13 protein-coding genes are annotated in these 15,338 nt (G+C 60.5%); 10 read left to right on the forward strand and 3 right to left on the reverse strand.

Going from position 1 to position 15,338, the window contains the following annotated elements:
* The first annotated feature begins 12 nt into the window (after positions 1-12).
* The 6 genes from ACS4NR_RS19345 (at position 13) to ACS4NR_RS19370 (ending at position 5,452) form a co-directional block, all read left to right on the forward strand.
* Positions 13-957 carry a choline ABC transporter substrate-binding protein gene (locus ACS4NR_RS19345; protein ID WP_456018095.1) on the forward strand — a complete coding sequence of 315 codons (945 nt, stop codon included), beginning with the start codon at positions 13-15 and terminating at the stop codon, positions 955-957.
* Between the two features lie 76 nt (positions 958-1,033).
* Positions 1,034-1,921, forward strand: coding sequence for a 3-keto-5-aminohexanoate cleavage protein (locus ACS4NR_RS19350; RefSeq protein WP_456018096.1), 888 nt, complete (start codon positions 1,034-1,036; stop codon positions 1,919-1,921).
* 140 nt (positions 1,922-2,061) lie between these two features.
* A complete protein-coding gene (locus ACS4NR_RS19355; protein WP_085697784.1) occupies positions 2,062-3,027 on the forward strand; it encodes an L-carnitine dehydrogenase in 966 nt (321 codons plus the stop codon).
* A 127-nt stretch (positions 3,028-3,154) separates the two neighbouring features.
* On the forward strand, positions 3,155-3,631 hold the full coding sequence (locus tag ACS4NR_RS19360) for a thioesterase family protein (protein WP_456018097.1): 477 nt from the start codon (positions 3,155-3,157) through the stop codon (positions 3,629-3,631).
* A gap of 23 nt (positions 3,632-3,654) precedes the next feature.
* On the forward strand, positions 3,655-4,818 hold the full coding sequence (locus tag ACS4NR_RS19365; RefSeq protein ID WP_456018099.1) for a gamma-butyrobetaine dioxygenase: 1,164 nt from the start codon (positions 3,655-3,657) through the stop codon (positions 4,816-4,818).
* Positions 4,819-5,188: 370 nt separating this feature from the next.
* Positions 5,189-5,452 (forward strand): hypothetical protein, encoded by a 264-nt coding sequence (locus ACS4NR_RS19370; RefSeq protein ID WP_007962640.1) that lies wholly within the window; start codon positions 5,189-5,191, stop codon positions 5,450-5,452.
* An 89-nt stretch (positions 5,453-5,541) separates the two neighbouring features.
* Here the strand turns inward: ACS4NR_RS19370 and gbdR are convergent, their stop codons facing one another.
* Positions 5,542-6,645, reverse strand: coding sequence for a choline metabolism transcriptional regulator GbdR (gbdR, locus tag ACS4NR_RS19375; protein WP_007949927.1), 1,104 nt, complete (start codon positions 6,643-6,645; stop codon positions 5,542-5,544).
* Between the two features lie 550 nt (positions 6,646-7,195).
* Positions 7,196-8,572 (reverse strand): L-serine ammonia-lyase, encoded by a 1,377-nt coding sequence (locus ACS4NR_RS19380; RefSeq protein WP_456018101.1) that lies wholly within the window; start codon positions 8,570-8,572, stop codon positions 7,196-7,198.
* A gap of 436 nt (positions 8,573-9,008) precedes the next feature.
* Here ACS4NR_RS19380 and ACS4NR_RS19385 point away from each other — a divergent pair, with 436 nt between their 5' ends.
* The 3 genes from ACS4NR_RS19385 (at position 9,009) to choV (ending at position 12,043) form a co-directional block, all read left to right on the forward strand.
* Positions 9,009-9,956, forward strand: coding sequence for a choline ABC transporter substrate-binding protein (locus ACS4NR_RS19385; protein ID WP_456018102.1), 948 nt, complete (start codon positions 9,009-9,011; stop codon positions 9,954-9,956).
* Between the two features lie 66 nt (positions 9,957-10,022).
* Positions 10,023-10,868, forward strand: coding sequence for a choline ABC transporter permease subunit (choW, locus tag ACS4NR_RS19390; protein ID WP_095121426.1), 846 nt, complete (start codon positions 10,023-10,025; stop codon positions 10,866-10,868).
* Positions 10,865-12,043, forward strand: coding sequence for a choline ABC transporter ATP-binding protein (choV, locus tag ACS4NR_RS19395; protein WP_007962646.1), 1,179 nt, complete (start codon positions 10,865-10,867; stop codon positions 12,041-12,043). The genes choW and choV overlap by 4 nt, the downstream gene beginning before the upstream one ends.
* A gap of 216 nt (positions 12,044-12,259) precedes the next feature.
* Here choV and betT read toward each other — a convergent pair whose 3' ends face one another.
* Positions 12,260-14,257: a choline BCCT transporter BetT gene (gene betT / locus ACS4NR_RS19400; RefSeq protein ID WP_456018103.1), complete on the reverse strand. Its 1,998-nt coding sequence runs from the start codon at positions 14,255-14,257 to the stop codon at positions 12,260-12,262.
* A 428-nt stretch (positions 14,258-14,685) separates the two neighbouring features.
* On the opposite strand from betT, the gene betI reads away from it, so the two are divergent.
* On the forward strand, positions 14,686-15,279 hold the full coding sequence (gene betI, locus ACS4NR_RS19405; protein ID WP_095137483.1) for a transcriptional regulator BetI: 594 nt from the start codon (positions 14,686-14,688) through the stop codon (positions 15,277-15,279).
* Positions 15,280-15,338 lie beyond the last annotated feature (59 nt).

Here is a 15,338-nt window from a genome sequence, read left to right on the forward strand (position 1 = left end):
GAGGAACCCGACATGAAACGACTGATCAGCAGCTGTGTTCTTGCACTCAGCGGTACCGCTTTCTTGAGCGCCAGCGTCATGGCGGCCGAACCCGCCTCGTGCCAGAACGTGCGCATGGGCGTCGTCAACTGGACTGACGTCATCGCCACCAGTGCCATGACCCAAGTGCTGCTCGATGGCCTCGGCTACAACACCAAACAGACCAGCGCGTCCCAGCAAATCATCTTCGCCGGGATCCGCGATCAGCGGCTGGACCTGTTCCTCGGCTACTGGAACCCGCTGATGACCCAGACCATCACTCCATTCGTCGACGCCAACCAGGTCAAAGTCCTGGAAGCACCGAACCTGAAGGATGCCCGCGCGACCCTCGCCGTGCCGACCTATCTGGCGGACAAGGGTCTGAAGACTTTTGCCGACATTGCCAAGTTCGAAAAGGAACTGGGCGGCAAGATCTACGGGATCGAACCGGGTTCGGGCGCCAACACGCAGATCAAGGCGATGATCGCCAAGAACCAGTTCGGCCTCGGCAAATTCCAGCTGGTCGAGTCCAGCGAAGCCGGGATGCTCGCCGCCGTTGACCGCGCCGTACGCCGCAAGGAAGCCGTGGTGTTCTTCGGCTGGGCGCCGCACCCGATGAACGTCAACGTCAAGATGACTTACCTCACCGGCAGCGACGACGCCCTCGGCCCGAACGAAGGCATGGCCACGGTGTGGACGGTCACCGCGCCGAAATACGCCGAACAGTGTCCGAACGTCGGCCGCCTGCTGAGCAACCTGACGTTCACCGCCGAAGACGAGAGCCGGATGATGCAACCGCTGCTCGATCACAAGGACGCCTTCGAATCCGCCAAACAGTGGCTCAAGGATCATCCCGAAGACAAGCAGCGCTGGCTGGAAGGTGTAACCACTTTCGACGGCAAACCGGCCGCTGAAAACCTGCAACTGACCAGCAAATAACCCAAGTCCGAACACACGCTTCGCAGCCCGAGAAAGGGCTGCGAACAGACTCAACACGCCTGAAGGAAACCGCACCATGAACCACGACGTCATCATCACCTGCGCACTCACCGGTGCTGGCGACACGACCGCCAAGAGCCCCCACGTGCCGGTCACTCCGAAACAGATTGCAGCGGCTGCGGTAGAAGCGGCCAAGGCCGGCGCCACCGTCGTCCATTGCCATGTGCGCGACCCGCAGACCGGCAAGTTCAGCCGTGACGTGGCGCTGTACCGCGAAGTGATGGAGCGCATCCGTGAGGCCGACGTCGACATCATCGTCAACCTCACCGCCGGGATGGGCGGCGACCTGGAAATCGGTGCCGGCGAGCACCCGATGGAGTTCGGCCCGAACACCGATCTGGTCGGCCCGCTGACCCGTCTGGCTCACGTTGAAGAACTGCTGCCGGAAATCTGCACCCTCGATTGCGGCACGCTGAACTTCGGCGACGGCGACACCATTTACGTCTCGACCCCGGCGCAACTGCGCGCCGGCGCCAGGCGCATCACCGAGCTAGGGGTGAAGGCCGAACTGGAAATTTTCGACACCGGCCACCTGTGGTTCGCCAAGCAGATGATCAAGGAGGGCTTGCTCGACAACCCGTTGTTCCAGCTGTGCCTGGGCATCCCGTGGGGTGCGCCGGCCGACACCACCACCATGAAAGCCATGGTCGACAACCTGCCCGCCGATGCGGTGTGGGCCGGGTTCGGCATCGGCCGGATGCAGATGCCGATGGCCGCGCAAGCGGTGCTGCTCGGCGGCAACGTGCGGGTCGGCCTGGAGGACAACCTGTGGCTGGACAAGGGTGTGCTGGCCACCAACGGCCAACTGGTCGAACGCGCCACCGAGATCCTCGGCCGCCTCGGCGCCCGCGTGCTGACCCCGGCTGAGGGGCGCAAAAAGATGGGCCTGACCCAGCGCGGCTGACCCAGCACTCATTTCCCCCTGTGGGAGCGGGCTTGCTCGCGAAGGCGCTGGCTCTGCCCATAAAGATGCGTCGGATGTACCGGCCTCTTCGCGAGCAAGCCCGCTCCCACAGTTTTTTGTGCCAAATTCAGGAAATCACCATGAGCTTTATCACCGAGATCAAAACCTTCGCCGCCCTCGGCAGCGGTGTCATCGGCAGCGGCTGGGTCGCTCGCGCCCTCGCCCATGGCCTCGACGTGGTGGCCTGGGACCCGGCACCTGGCGCCGAAGCCGCGCTGCGCAAACGCGTGGCGAATGCCTGGGGCGCGCTGGAGAAAAACGGTCTGGCGCCCGGTGCTTCGCAGGATCGTCTGCGCTTTGTCGCGACCATCGAAGAATGCGTGCGCGACGCCGATTTCATCCAGGAGAGCGCCCCGGAACGCCTCGAGCTGAAACTCGATCTGCACAGCAAAATCAGCGCAGCGGCCAAGCCCAATGCCTTGATCGGATCGAGCACTTCCGGGCTGCTGCCGAGCGAGTTCTACGAGAGTTCGACCCACCCTGAACGCTGTGTGGTCGGTCACCCGTTCAACCCGGTTTACCTGCTGCCGCTGGTGGAAGTGGTCGGCGGCAAGAACACTGCGCCGCAAGCTGTGCAAGCGGCAATGAAAGTCTACGAATCACTCGGCATGCGCCCGTTGCATGTGCGCAAGGAAGTGCCGGGGTTCATTGCCGACCGTCTGCTCGAAGCGCTGTGGCGCGAGGCGCTGCACCTGGTCAATGACGGGGTGGCGACCACTGGCGAGATCGACGACGCGATCCGTTTTGGCGCCGGGCTGCGCTGGTCATTCATGGGCACGTTCCTGACCTATACGCTGGCCGGTGGTGATGCCGGGATGCGCCACTTCATGTCGCAGTTCGGCCCGGCGTTGCAGTTGCCGTGGACTTATCTGCCCGCGCCGGAATTGACCGACAAGCTGATCGACGATGTGGTCGATGGCACCAGTGATCAGCTCGGCCGCCACAGCATTTCGGCGCTGGAGCGCTATCGTGATGACTGCCTGCTGGCGGTGCTGGAAGCGGTGAAGACCACCAAGGAAAAGCACGGGATGAGTTTCAGCGAGTAATCCTTGCTCAGCAGTTCCGGCCCCTTCGCGAGCAATCCCGCTCCCACAGGTGACCGCATTCCAATGTGGGAGCGGGCTTGCTCGCGAAGACGGCAGCCCAGTCACTATTAATGTTGGATCTGACACCATGCCCACTCTCACCACCTACCAAACCAGAATCATCCCCGACTGGGTCGACTACAACGGTCACCTGCGCGACGCCTTCTACCTGCTGATCTTCAGTTACGCCACCGACGCCCTGATGGACCGTCTCGGCATGGACAGCAACAACCGCGAAGCCAGCGGCCACTCGCTGTTTACCCTTGAACTGCACCTGAATTACCTGCACGAAGTGAAGCTCGACGCCGAGGTCGAAGTGCGCACGCAGATCATCGGCCACGACAGCAAACGCCTGCACCTCTATCACAGCCTGCACCTGGCGGGCGACGACAAGGAACTGGCCGGCAACGAACAGATGCTGCTGCACGTCGACCTCGCCGGCCCACGTTCCGCGCCGTTCACCCCGGACACCTTGAGCCGCCTGCAAACCATCGTTGCCGAGCAAGTCGACCTGCCCGCCCCGGTTTACATCGGCCGTGTCATCGCCCTGCCACCCGCCCGCTAATTTCTCCCACGCAAGGAGCCGCCATGCACACCGCTGCTGCTGTTGCCGATTTCCGTACTTATCCGTTGATCAGCGCGCTGAGCGGCGTGCAGAACCTGACGGATCGCGTTTCGCTTGCCTGGGCCGATGGCCGCATCAGTCCGTTTCATCATGTCTGGTTGCGGGACAACTGCCCGTGCGAGCAGTGCGTCTACAACGTCACCCGCGAGCAGGTATTCGAGATCGTCGATGCTACCCCGGATCTCGTCCCCGCCCACGCGCACATCGACAGCGACGGCTGTCTGCTGATCGACTGGCAGGATGGCCATCGCAGTCGCTTCGATCCGGGCTGGCTGCGTGCGCACGCCTATGACGACGAGTCCCGCGCCGAACGTCTGGCGGCCAAACCCAAGGCTTACCTGTGGCGCAGCGAATTGCAGCTACCGGTATTCGAATATTCAGCGTTGATGAACGACAACGGCGCACTGCTGCAATGGCTGATTGCGGTGCGCGATATCGGCCTGACTCAGGTACGCGGCGTGCCCACCGAACCGGGTTCGCTGAAGCTGATCGCCCAGCGCATTTCGTTCATCCGCGAGAGCAACTTCGGCGTGCTGTTCAACGTGCAGTCCAAAGCCGATGCCGACAGCAACGCCTACACCGCTTTCAACCTGCCGTTGCACACCGACTTGCCGACTCGCGAGCTGCAACCGGGACTGCAATTTCTGCATTGCCTGGTGAATGATGCCGAGGGTGGCGAGAGTATTTTCGTCGACGGTTTTGCGATTGCCGATGCTTTGCGTCAGGAAGCACCCGAGCTGTTCCAGGCGCTGTGCGAAATCCCCGTGGAATTCCGCAACAAGGATCGCCACAGCGACTATCGCAGCCTGGCGCCGATCATTGCGCTGGACGCGTTGGGGCGAGTCGCCGAGGTTCGCATGGCGAATTTTTTGCGAGGCGCATTCGATACATCGGTGGAGCAGATGCCGCTGCTGTATCGCGCCTATCGACGCTTGATTGCGATGACCCGCGAGCCACGATTTCGGCTGATGCAGCGACTCAATCCGGAGGAGCTGTGGTGCTTCGATAATCGCCGTACGCTGCATGCGCGCAATGCGTTTGACCCGGCGACCGGGGCGCGGCATTTTCAGGGCTGCTATATCGACCGGGATGAGTTGTTGTCGCGGATTCTGGTGTTGCAAAGGTAAACCGCGTCATCGTTCTTCGCGAGCAGGCTCGCTCCCACACTGGAACGCATTTCAAATGTGGGAGCGGGCTTGCTCGCGAAGGCGTCAGAGCCAACCACACATCGCTCCCGGATTCACAGACCAAAAAAAGCCCCGATACAAGCCGTGACAGGATCGGGGCAGAGGGTACTGTTGAGGAGCTGCCAGTCGAGGGTGACCAAACCGTCTGTAGCGAGCTGAGGTCAGTGTGCCGACTCCCCTTTGTACTGAGTTAGCCGAAAACGACCTGTTCATAGCCGTCGCGGCCACTGCGACAAATCGCCCTTGCCGTGCCTCCACATGCCCACCAGAATCGAGTCACGACCTCCGTTGCCGAAGAAGGAAGCGCGCCATGATGTATGCCGATTTGATCGATCAGGAAGACTTGTTGGGCCAGCTTAAGGCGTTGGGGTTTCAGGTGCCGAGCGGTTCGACCGCCGAGCAGGCCTGTGAGTGTGCGGTGCGTGGTCTGGACAATGTTCGCGCGTTTGAATTGCGCAAGATGGTCAAGGACATGTACACCAGCGGCGCCAGTATCCAGCCTGCAGTGCGCCAGGCGATCGACAAGCAGTTGTTGCCGGCGTTGGCGGATTACCAGCAAAGCCATAGCGCCTGACAGAAGATCAAAAGATCGCAGCCTGCGGCAGCTCCTACAGTTGAAATGCAATCCCCTGTAGGAGCTGCCGCAGGCTGCGATCTTTTGCCTTACAGCCTTACGCTGGCAAACGTCGACTCATTACGCGCCTGACTCAACGCCGACATCGGCCCAGACAGCGGCGACATCACGATCGCCTGCGGCAGCGGCAGCATCGCCACTTGCTGCGTGGTGTTAGAGCCGACGCGCTCGTCACGCGGCGGAATGCCGAAGTATTCGCGGTAGCACTTGGAGAAGTGTGGCGTCGAGACGAAACCGCACACCGACGCAACTTCGATGATCGACATCGGCGTCTGCTTGAGCAGTTGCCGCGCGCGGATCAGGCGCAGCTTAAGGTAGTAGCGCGACGGTGAGCAGTGCAGATATTTCTGGAACAGCCGCTCCAGCTGGCGACGCGACACGGCGACATACACCGCCAGTTCGTCGAGGTCGATCGGCTCTTCTAGGTTGGCTTCCATCAGCGCGACGATTTCCTGCAGTTTCGGCTGATTGGTGCCGAGCATGTGCTTGAGCGGCACGCGCTGGTGATCCTGCTCGTTGCGGATGCGCTCGTAGACGAACATTTCCGAGATCGCGGCAGACAGTTCACGGCCGTGATCGCGACTGATCAGGTGCAGCATCATGTCCAATGGCGCGGTGCCGCCGGAGCTGGTGAAACGGTTACGGTCGAGGGTGAACAGTCGGGTGCTCATGGCCACACGCGGGAAAGCTTCCTGCATCGCCGCCAGACATTCCCAGTGCACGCTGCAATCGAAACCGTCGAGCAGACCGGCGCAAGCCAAAGCCCAGCTGCCGGTGCACACGGCGCCCAGACGCTTGGACTGACGGGCCTGGCTCTGCAGCCATGAGACGTGCTCACGGGTCACGGTGCGTTGAATGCCGATACCGCCGCAGACGATCACGGTGTCCAGGGGTGGGGCTTTGTGCATGGAGGCATCGGGGGTGATTTGCAGACCGTCACTGGCCCACACCTGGCCGCCATCGACGGTAAGAGTGCTCCAGCGATACAGCTCACGACCGGACAATTGGTTGGCCATGCGCAGGGGCTCGACTGCGGAGGCCAGAGAAATCAGCGTGAAATTGTCCAGCAGCAGAAAGCCGATGGATTGAGGCGCACGGTTCTGGGGTTGGGCCCCGGAGTTGAACGACGTCATCGCGGTATCTCCTCACACAAAGCGGGTGATGGCCTCAGGCGGAGGCTCTTGTTATTGCCGGCGTTCTCGCGTGAGAGACGGGCTTTGTTATGACAGAGCAATTGCCATGCCTAAAATTGAATGGCTGTTCAATAACTCCTGAAAACGACGTCGCGACGTGTCTATTCAAGACGTCGGACACAGGGTGTTTCGAAGTGCCATCAGCGGCGCCGAGAGCCCTGCCCCGCTGCCTGTGAGCAGATCGGTAGCACTTGTGGGAACGGGCTTGCGCGCAGTTGTTTCAGAGTGTCACCGCAAGCACGGGTGACGGACGGTAGGGGGTGCGAATGGCGTACTGCGAGTGGGAAAGGCTCTTATCTGATTGCGACGCGCTAAAAGGTGGCGTGATCTGATTAGCGTGTGCACTTGGTGAGCAGTTTTGACTGGTCTGGCCCCTTCGCGAGCAAGCCCGCTCCCACAGTGAATCTCCAGTGAACACAGAATTTGTGAACACCCGGTTCCAATGTGGGAGCGGGCTTGCTCGCGAAGAATTCCACTCGGTATTGCTGATTCAGCACTCAACCGCACTAACCGCCAACCCACCCCGCGAGGTCTCTTTATATTTGTCATGCATATCCGCGCCGGTATCACGCATGGTGCGGATCACCCGGTCCAGCGAGATGAAGTGCTGGCCATCGCCGCGCAGGGCCATCTGCGCCGCGTTGATCGCTTTCACCGCAGCAATCGCATTGCGCTCGATGCACGGCACCTGCACCAGCCCACCCACCGGATCGCAGGTCAGGCCGAGGTTGTGTTCCAGGCCGATTTCCGCCGCGTTGCACAATTGCTCCGGCGTCGCGCCGAGAATCTCCGCCAGCCCTGCGGCTGCCATCGCGCAGGCCGAGCCGACTTCGCCCTGGCAACCGACTTCGGCACCCGAGATCGAGGCGTTCTTCTTGCACAGAATGCCCACCGCCGCCGCGCCCAGGAAGTAGTCGACGACGTTGGCGTCGGTGACCGCTTCGCTGAACTTCATAAAGTAGTGCAACACCGCCGGGATGATCCCCGCCGCGCCATTGGTCGGCGCCGTGACCATGCGCCCGCCGGCCGCGTTTTCTTCATTGACCGCGAGGGCAAACAGGTTGACCCACTCCATGGCACTGAGGGTCGAGCCGATCACGTTGGGCTTGTTCAATTCCTGCAGGCTGCGATGCAACTTGGCCGCACGCCGCCGTACATTGAGGCCACCGGGGAGGATGCCTTCATGCTTGAGGCCCTGCTCGACGCAATCCTGCATCGCCCGCCACAGCTTCATCAGCCCGGCACGGATTTCCTCTTCGCTGCGCCAGACCTTTTCGTTGGCCATCATCAGTTCGGCGACGCGCAGGTTGTTCTTTTGGCACAGCTGCAGCAGCTCCACCGCGCTGGAAAAGTCATAAGGCAATTCGGTGCGATCCAGATCGACCACACCGCTGGATGCCTGCGCCTGATCCACGACAAAACCGCCACCGACCGAATAGTAGGTGTCGCGATGAATCTCGCCGTGATCGCCTTCGGCAACCAGAGTCATCGCGTTGGGGTGGAACGGCAGGTTTTCGTCGATCAGGCGCATGTCGCGGGCCCAGACAAACGGCACCGACAGACGACCATCCAATAACAGCGTGTGAGTTTCGCGCAGCGCCTGAATACGCGGGCCGATCTGCGACGGGTCGATTGCGTCCGGCCACTCGCCCATCAAGCCCATGATCACTGCATTGTCGCTGCCGTGGCCGATACCGGTAGCCGACAGCGAGCCGAACAGTTGCACTTCTATACGCCGTACCTGCTCCAGCAGGTGCCGGTCGCGCAGCGCATCGACAAACAGAGCGGCGGCGCGCATCGGGCCGACGGTGTGGGAACTGGACGGGCCGATGCCGATTTTGAACAGGTCGAAAACGCTGATAGCCATTGCTGCAGAGCTCCTGAGGATGCCGTTCCCGGGCGTTAAGCGCCCGCTGGCGGAGCTGCTACGCTCAAGCTGCGATCCGCCGGAATGCCCGCATCATCAGGCTTTTGTCAGGTCGCTCGGCGTCTGACACCGACGCACTCATGCCCACCAACGCCGTGCCGGTTTCCTCCCGTGTTTTCGCCGTTTTTATGCGGTTCAGATGGCCAAACCGGGTAGAAAAAAGCTGTAAACGACGTCACTGACACTGGATGCGACCATCCCTGTACTGGATACGACCCACCCTGTAGGCGTCAGATTTTCACTGGTACATGATCGTTATGACTCGATTGCAAGGCGCCGTGGTAGAGCTGTCTCCAGAACGCCATCCAACCGCAACCTATAAGTGCGGTGGTCCTCAGTCGGAACACTGCCAAAAAAAACACCAAGGAGTCCATCCATGAAAGGTTCCCCGTCGTTGTTGTTGGCCGCCATGCTGAGTCTGCCGTTACTGGCTCAAGCCGCAGAACCGGCGCAGTGCAGTACCGTCAACTTCTCCGATGTCGGCTGGACCGACATCACTGCAACAACCGCCACCACCTCGGTGGTGCTCAACGCCCTCGGCTACAAGACCAAGACCACCATGATTTCCGTGCCCGTGACGTACAAGTCGCTGGCCGACGGCAAGAACATGGACGTGTTCCTCGGTAACTGGATGCCGACCATGGAAAACGACATCAAGGCCTACCGCGATGCCGGCACCGTCGAAGTGGTACGCACCAACCTCAAGGGTGCCAAATACACCCTCGCCGTACCGCAAGCCCTGTACGACAAGGGGCTGCATGACTTCGCCGACATCGCCAAATTCAAGAAAGAGCTCGATGGCAAGATCTACGGCATCGAGCCTGGCAACGACGGCAACCGCCTGATCCAGAGCATGATCGACAAGAACGCTTTCGGCCTCAAGGACGCGGGTTTCAAAGTCGTCGAATCGTCCGAAGCGGGCATGCTCTCGCAGGTCGACCGTGCGCAGAAACGCGACACCGCCGTGGTCTTCCTCGGCTGGGCGCCGCACCCGATGAACAAGCGCTTCAAGATTCAATACCTGACCGGCGGCGATGACTTCTTCGGCCCCGATTTCGGTGCTGCAACGGTGGCGACCAACACCCGCAAGGGTTACACCACCGAATGCAGCAACGTCGGTCAGTTGCTGAAAAACCTGGAGTTCACCGTCGACATGGAAAGTATCCTGATGGGCAACATCCTCGACGACAAGATGAAGCCTGAAGCGGCCGCCAAGGCCTGGCTGAAAAAGAACCCACAGGTGCTCGATACCTGGCTCGCTGGCGTGACCACCATTGACGGTAAACCAGGCCTGGAGGCCGTGAAAGCCAAGCTCGCACAGTAATTGCCTTACGCCGGGCGAGTTCGCTCGCCCGGGCTGTTTATTCCTTGCATGCGGACGTTCACTACCATGCTGATTGATCAGAAAATCCCTTTAGGCCAGTACATCGCGGGCTTCGTTGAATGGTTGACGCAACACGGCGCCAACACCTTCGACGCAATCGCCGTGACACTGGAAACGATGATCCACGGCGTGACGTTTGCGCTGACCTGGTTCAACCCACTGGTCTTGATTGGCCTGATTGCAATCATCGCCCATCTGATTCAACGCAAGTGGGGCCTGACCGCGTTTGTGGTCGCCTCCTTTCTGCTGATCCTCAATCTGGGGTACTGGCAGGAGACCATGGAAACCCTCGCCCAGGTGATGTTCGCAACCCTGGTCTGCGTGGTCATCGGCGTGCCGCTGGGCATCGTCGCCGCGCACAAGCCGATGTTCTACACGGTGATGCGCCCGGTACTCGATCTGATGCAGACCGTACCGACCTTCGTTTACCTCATTCCTACCCTGACCCTCTTCGGGCTGGGTGTGGTGCCGGGCCTGATCTCCACGGTGGTGTTCGCCATCGCTGCGCCGATCCGCCTGACCTATCTGGGCATCCGCGATGTCCCGCAAGAACTGATGGACGCCGGCAAGGCCTTCGGCTGCTCGCGTCGCCAATTGCTATCACGGATCGAACTGCCTCACGCCATGCCGAGCATTGCTGCCGGCATCACCCAGTGCATCATGCTGTCGCTGTCGATGGTGGTGATCGCAGCACTGGTAGGCGCCGACGGACTCGGCAAACCGGTGGTCAACGCACTGAACACTGCTGATATCGCCCTGGGCTTCGAAGCGGGCCTGGCGATCGTACTGCTGGCGATCATGCTCGACCGTATCTGCAAACAACCCGACGCCAAAGTAGGGGGTGACGCATGAGCATAATTCGCTTCGATAACGTTGACGTGATCTTCACCAAGGATCCGCGCGAAGCACTGAAACTTCTCGATCAAGGCTTGACCCGCAGCGAGATCCTGAAAAAAACCGGGCAGATCGTCGGCGTGGAAAAGGCCAGCCTGGACATCAACAAAGGCGAGATCTGCGTACTGATGGGCCTGTCCGGCTCCGGCAAGTCGAGCCTGCTGCGTTGTATCAACGGCCTCAACACCGTGAGTCGCGGCAAGCTGTTCGTCGAGCACGAAGGCAAGCAGATCGATATCGCGTCCTGCACGCCGGCCGAACTGAAAATGATGCGCACCAAACGCATCGCCATGGTGTTCCAGAAGTTCGCCCTGATGCCGTGGCTGACGGTGCGCGAGAACATCAGTTTCGGCTTGGAAATGCAGGGCCGACCGGAAAAGGAACGCCGTAAGCTGGTCGACGACAAGCTCGAACTGGTGGGTCTGACCCAATGGCGCAACAAGAAGCCCGATGAACTCTCCGGCGGCATGCAGCAGCGTGTGGGCCTGGCCCGGGCGCTGGCGATGGACGCCGACATTCTGCTGATGGACGAACCGTTCTCGGCACTCGACCCGCTGATCCGTCAGGGTCTGCAGGATGAACTGCTGGAACTGCAACGCAAGCTGAGCAAGACCATCGTGTTCGTGAGTCACGACCTCGACGAAGCGCTCAAACTGGGTAGTCGCATTGCGATCATGAAGGACGGCCGGATCATCCAGTACAGCGTGCCGGAAGAAATCGTGCTCAATCCGGCGGACGACTATGTGCGCACCTTCGTCGCTCACACCAATCCGCTCAACGTCCTGTGTGGCCGCAGTCTGATGCGCACGCTGGACAACTGCAAACGCATCAACGGTTCGGTGTGCCTCGACCCGGGTGGCGATTCGTGGCTGGACCTGGCCGAAGGCAACACGATCAAGGGTGCGCGGCAGAACGGTTCGGTGCTGAACCTGCAGAACTGGGCACCGGGGCAAGCGGTGGAAGCCTTGGAGCGCAAGCCGACCCTGGTGGACTCGAACATCGGCATGCGCGATGCGCTGCAGATTCGCTACCAGACCGGTAACAAACTGGTGCTGCACGACAACAACCATGTGGTGGGGATTCTTGGCGACAGCGAGCTGTATCACGCGTTGCTGGGCAAGAACCTGGGGTAAGAACCGCAGACACAAAAACGCCGCGAGAGGATCGCGGCGTTTTTGTTTGTTGGTATACAGGGCGTTCAGCGTTGGGGCTGATGGCCCCTTCGCGAGCAAGCCCGCTCCCACAGGTGACCGAGTCAAGACAGGGGAATGCGATCAAATGTGGGAGCGGGCTTGCTCGCGAAGAATGCGGCGCGGTGCATCAGACAGAAACACCGCACCACCTGCAACTTAGCTATACACCCGGCCAAGGAGCTGCCGATGGCTTTCAAACTGATCGAGCACATCGCGTGTGATCTGATCCTGAGTGAAGCCCATCAGGTCGTAGTCCTGGCTGCCGTTGTGCAGATACACCTCGGCGCGGTAGTAACGCTGGCGCGCTTCATCGGACTGGGCCGATTCGGTCGGGTTCGCCAGGTAGCCGTCCAGGCTCACTTCGTAGACGAAAGGGTTGCCCTCTTCCATCTCGATGCGCACGCCCATGCAACGCTTGGATTTGCCCAACAGCGTCTGCACTTCCAGGCCCTGTGCACGCATTTGTGCAGCAGCGTCTTCCAGCGCCGGGCTGACCTGCTTGTCCATGAAACGCTGCACCACCGATTGGCTCGGTTGCAGGTCCAGTTGCGTCAGACGCTCGCTGAAACCACGACGACCGCGCTCAGCCAGTTGCGCCTGCTCCTGTTCGATCTGCACGTCCTGGCGCATGGCCTTGTGCAGACCGAACATGAAGAACACCAGCACCACCGAGAACGGCAGACCGGCCAGCACCACCATGGTTTGCATGGCTTCGAAGTTACCGGCGAACAGCAGACCGATGGTCACCAGCGTGATCACCACCGACCAGAAGATCCGCAGCCAGTGCGGCGCATCTTCATCAACGTTGCCGCCCTTGCAGGACAGATTCGCCATCATCACCGCGCCGGAGTCGGCCGGGGTCAGGAACAGCACGAAACCCACGAAGATCGACACACCGATGACGACTTTCGACGCCGGGTAGTGTTCCAGCAACTGGTAGATCGCCATCGACGGTTGTTCCAGCGCCGTCTTGCCAAGCTCCACCGCCCCCTGGTTCATCACCAGATCCAGTGCCGAGTTACCGAAGATCGACAACCAGGCCAAGGTGAAGCCCAGAGGAATCAGCAGCACACCGGCCACCAGTTCACGCACGGTACGACCACGGGAAATACGCGCGATGAACATGCCGACGAATGGCGCCCAGGAAATCCACCACGCCCAGTAGAACAGCGTCCACAGGCCCAGCCAGCGGTCGGACTTGGCGTTATCGCCTTCGTAGACGTACAGGTCGAAGGTCTTCAGCACCACGCCGTTAAGGTAGTCGCCGATGTTCTGCACGAAGCCGTTGAGCAGGTGCAGGGTCGGGCCAAACAACAGGACGAAAATCAGCAGGCCGCTGAACAGCACGATGTTCAGGTTGGACAGACGACGGATGCCGTTTTCCACACCGGACACGGCAGCGATGGTCGCCACGGTGCTCATCACGATGATCACGATCAGCAGGTTGGTGTTGCTGTGCTCCATGCCGAACAGGTTTTCCAGGCCGGAGGACACCTGCAGCGAGCCGATCCCCAGGTTGGTCACCAGGCCCAGCAGGGTCACGAACATGCCGAAGCCGTCCACCGCGTGACCGGCCGCGCCTTTGACCCAACGCTCGCCGACCAGTGGATACAGCGCCGAGCGCAATGCCAATGGCTGGTTATGACGGTAAGCGAAGTACGCCACGGCCAGACCGACCAGCGCATAGATCGCCCAGCCGTGCAGGCCCCAGTGCAGGAAAGTCAGTTGCACCGCCTGACGCGCAGCCATGTTGGTGGCCGCTGCGCCTTCCGGCGGATTGAAATAGTGATCCAGCGGCTCGGATGCACCGAAGTACAGCAGCGAAATACCGATACCCGACGAGAACAGCATCCCCGCCCAGGCGCCGTAACTGAAATCCGGGGTGTCGTCCTTGCTGCCCAGTTTGAGTTTGCCGTACGAGGAAAACGCCAGGCCCACCACAAACACCAGGTACGCGGCGATCACCACCATGTAGTACCAGCCGAAGCTGCGCGACAACCAGGCCTGAGCCATACCCAACATTCTGCCGGCCTCTTGCGGGGCGATGATCAGAATGGCGGTCAACAACAGAATCAACGCGGTAGAGGTGTAAAACACCCAACCGTTGACCGTCACCTTCTCGGGCGGGGTCTTTATTAGCGAGGCAGAACTCATGGCACAAATGCTCCAGGCAGTGCGAGAGAAGAACACAAGGCAACACGGAACCCGACCAATCGGTTAGTTGGCAGCCGACCGGCGGGTGATATAAAGACACCCCGAAAAAAGCCCGAACCTGCCGAAATGGCGTTGCGAATCGCTTTCGTGGCCAAAGCTGTGCGGACGTTCATCCGAAACCTGGCCCCGAGCGTCTTGCCCATTCAACACGTCCATCGAACAGCGAACCGCGCCATGCCCCACGCAGGTTTCAAGCATTTTCGGATGTCGTTTTATCGCCATTTACAAGCAGAAAAAATCTGTAGGCAGCGACGATTTGTCGCAGATCTTATTCTTTGTTGATTGAACGTTCAATCAAAACAAAATAGACTGGCCCTCAATCCGATAGGCGTTTATCGCCCGTTGGAAGGCCTAAGGAGATGTGCAAGATGCCCAAGGTCGGTATGCAACCCATCCGCCGCCAACAACTGATCGAAGCCACGTTGCAAGCGGTCGATCAGGTCGGTATGGGGGACGCCAGCATTGCGCTGATCGCCCGTTTGGCCGGTGTCTCGAATGGCATCATCAGTCACTACTTTCAGGACAAGAACGGCCTGATCGCCGCCACGATGCGGTATCTGATGAATGTCCTCAGCGAGAACGTCACCGCGCGCCGTCAGGCGCTGGCAGACAGCAGCCCACGGGCGCATCTGCAGGTGATCATCGAAGGCAACTTCGACGCCAGCCAGGTCAATGGCCCGGCAATGAAAACCTGGCTGGCCTTCTGGGCCACCAGCATGCACCAGCCGTCTTTGCACAGGTTGCAGCGGATCAACGATCACCGTCTGTATTCCAACCTGTGCTGCGAGTTCCGCCGTGTGCTGCCGCTCGAAGATGCGCGCAGCGCCGCGCGTGGACTGGCAGCGTTGATTGACGGCTTGTGGTTGCGCGGCGCGCTGTCGGGAGACGCTTTCGACACGGTGCAGGCGCAACAGATCGCTTACGAATACATGGATTTCCAATTGGCCAAGCAGGTGAGTTAGAGCACACAGAAAACGCTCGGCCCCTGAACCGCCATCGCAGCACCACCGCGATGGTCAAC

The sequence above is a fragment of the Pseudomonas sp. JQ36 genome, from assembly GCF_053851495.1.

Excerpts from the sequence above, each read along its gene's own strand:
- ACS4NR_RS19360 (WP_456018097.1), top strand. The coding sequence starts at position 3,155 with ATGCCCACTCTCACCACCTACCAAACCAGAATCATCCCCGACTGGGTC.
- ACS4NR_RS19380 (WP_456018101.1), bottom strand. The coding sequence starts at position 8,572 with ATGGCTATCAGCGTTTTCGACCTGTTCAAAATCGGCATCGGCCCGTCC.
- ACS4NR_RS19365 (WP_456018099.1), top strand. The coding sequence starts at position 3,655 with ATGCACACCGCTGCTGCTGTTGCCGATTTCCGTACTTATCCGTTGATC.
- ACS4NR_RS19385 (WP_456018102.1), top strand. The coding sequence starts at position 9,009 with ATGAAAGGTTCCCCGTCGTTGTTGTTGGCCGCCATGCTGAGTCTGCCG.
- gbdR (WP_007949927.1), bottom strand. The coding sequence starts at position 6,645 with ATGACGTCGTTCAACTCCGGGGCCCAACCCCAGAACCGTGCGCCTCAA.
- ACS4NR_RS19350 (WP_456018096.1), top strand. The coding sequence starts at position 1,034 with ATGAACCACGACGTCATCATCACCTGCGCACTCACCGGTGCTGGCGAC.
- choW (WP_095121426.1), top strand. The coding sequence starts at position 10,023 with ATGCTGATTGATCAGAAAATCCCTTTAGGCCAGTACATCGCGGGCTTC.
- ACS4NR_RS19345 (WP_456018095.1), top strand. The coding sequence starts at position 13 with ATGAAACGACTGATCAGCAGCTGTGTTCTTGCACTCAGCGGTACCGCT.
- ACS4NR_RS19355 (WP_085697784.1), top strand. The coding sequence starts at position 2,062 with ATGAGCTTTATCACCGAGATCAAAACCTTCGCCGCCCTCGGCAGCGGT.
- choV (WP_007962646.1), top strand. The coding sequence starts at position 10,865 with ATGAGCATAATTCGCTTCGATAACGTTGACGTGATCTTCACCAAGGAT.
- betT (WP_456018103.1), bottom strand. The coding sequence starts at position 14,257 with ATGAGTTCTGCCTCGCTAATAAAGACCCCGCCCGAGAAGGTGACGGTC.
- ACS4NR_RS19370 (WP_007962640.1), top strand. The coding sequence starts at position 5,189 with ATGATGTATGCCGATTTGATCGATCAGGAAGACTTGTTGGGCCAGCTT.
- betI (WP_095137483.1), top strand. The coding sequence starts at position 14,686 with ATGCCCAAGGTCGGTATGCAACCCATCCGCCGCCAACAACTGATCGAA.